General features: G+C 75.3%; 2 protein-coding genes. Both read left to right on the top strand.

Translation table 11 applies throughout. From position 1 onward, the window contains the following. Positions 1-134 precede the first annotated feature (134 nt). The gene (locus tag E1291_RS41265; protein WP_242614700.1) at positions 135-1,328 is read left to right on the top strand and encodes a molybdopterin-dependent oxidoreductase; all 1,194 of its coding nucleotides are present in this window, start codon (positions 135-137) and stop codon (positions 1,326-1,328) included. Next, a partial coding sequence (locus E1291_RS41260; protein WP_131743451.1) for a hypothetical protein occupies positions 1,325-1,760 on the top strand: 436 nt, incomplete at its 3' end. The genes E1291_RS41265 and E1291_RS41260, both read left to right, overlap by 4 nt.

Below are 1,760 nucleotides of genomic sequence, written 5' to 3'. Positions count from 1 at the left end.
GAGCCGCTGCGGCTGCGCTCGGGCGGTGCGGCGGGCGCGTGGTTCGCCTGGGCGCACGTCCCGGCCGACGCCGCCGCGGGGCTCGCCGCGGCGTGCGCGGCGACCGTGACCGAGTCGTGGGAGGAGGCGGGCCGGTGGTTCGTCGCCGTGCGTCGTTGACCCGGGCCGTCCCGGCGGTGTCGCGGGCCGTCCCGGCGGTGTCACGGGCCGTCCTGGAGGAGGTGCGGGGGCTGCAGGGGCGCTTCACCAGCCGCCTGCACGACGAGCGCGTCGCGTCGTGGCTGGGCCTGGCGCTCGGCGTCAGTTTCCTGGTCTCCTTCGCGACGGGCCTGGTCAGTCACTTCATGCAGCATCCGCCGGGGTGGATGCGATGGCCGTCGCGTCCGGTGAACCTGTACCGGTTCACGCAGGGGATCCATGTGATCGGCGGGCTGGCGACGGTGCCGCTGCTGCTGGCCAAGCTGTGGACGGTCTACCCGAACCTGCTGCGCTGGCCGCCGGCCGCGTCCGCCGCGCACGGGGTGCGGCGGCTGCTGGTGTTCCCGCTGGTCGCGGCGGCGCTGTTCCAGCTGGTGACGGGAATCATGAACATCGCCTACTGGTACGCGTTCCGGTTCTACTTCACCACCGCGCACTACTGGACGGCCTACGTCCTGGCCGGGGCGCTGCTCATCCACGTCGCCAACGAGTGGCCGACGGTGCGGCGGACGGTGATGACGCGGCCCCAGGACGCGGTGGGGCGGCGCGCGTTCCTGGGGACGGTCGCGGCGGCGAGCGGCGTCATCACGCTGACCACGGTGGGGGAGGCGTACTCGCCGCTGGCCCGGCTGGCGGTGCTGGCCCCGCGCCGCCCGGGGCTCGGGCCGCAGGGACTGCCGGTCAACAAGTCCGCGGCGCACGCCGGGGTGACCGTGCTCGCCCGCGATCCGGGCTGGCGGCTGACCGTCACCGGCCGCGTGGAACGGGAGCTGTCGCTGTCGCCGGCGGGGCTGCGCGAGCTCCCCGCGCGCACGGTCCGGCTGCCGATCACCTGCGTGGAGGGGTGGAGCGCGCAGGCGACCTGGGAGGGGGTCCGGCTTCGCGACGTGCTGCGCATGGCGGGGGTGGACGACGACGCGCGCGTGCGGGTGGAGTCGCTGGAGCCCGGGGGGCTCTACCGCACCTCCGAGGTGGACCCGCCGCACTGGCGCGATCCGCTCACGCTGCTGGCACTCGGGCTCAACGGCGAGCAGCTGGACCTGGACCACGGCTACCCGTGCCGGCTGATCGCGCCCAACCGGCCCGGGGTGATGCAGACCAAGTGGGTGCACCGGGTGGTGGTGTCGTGAAGACCCGGATCGCGATGTACGCGGCGGGGCTGGCGCTCATGGCGTGGGGTGTGCGGGGCGTGGTCCTGAACGTGAACGTCGCGGGGTGGGCGCTGTGGTTCGCGGGCGCGGCGGTGACGCACGACGGCGTCCTGGTCCCCTTGGTGCTGGTGGCCGGGCTGCTGATCGGCGTCGTGCCCGTCGCCTACCGGCCCATCGTGCGGGCCGCGCTCATCTGCGCGGGCTGTACCGCGCTGTACGCCCTGCCGCTCGTCCTCGGGTACGGGCGCCGCGCCGACACGCCCTCGCAGCTTCCGCTGCCCTACGGACGGAACCTGGGGATCGTCGTGGGCGCGATCGCGGCCGCCGCCGTCCTGGCCGCGCTGGCGCGGCTGCTGACGGACCGGCGGGGCGGGCGCGCGGGTGCCGCCCGCCGTCCGGAGCCGTCCGGGC

It is taken from the genome of Actinomadura roseirufa (assembly GCF_900659635.1).
In the GTDB taxonomy this organism is placed as follows: Bacteria; Actinomycetota; Actinomycetes; order Streptosporangiales; family Streptosporangiaceae; genus Spirillospora; species Spirillospora roseirufa.
The sequence above is the reverse complement of the archived record's forward strand: the minus strand, read 5'-3'. Positions and strand labels throughout refer to the sequence as shown.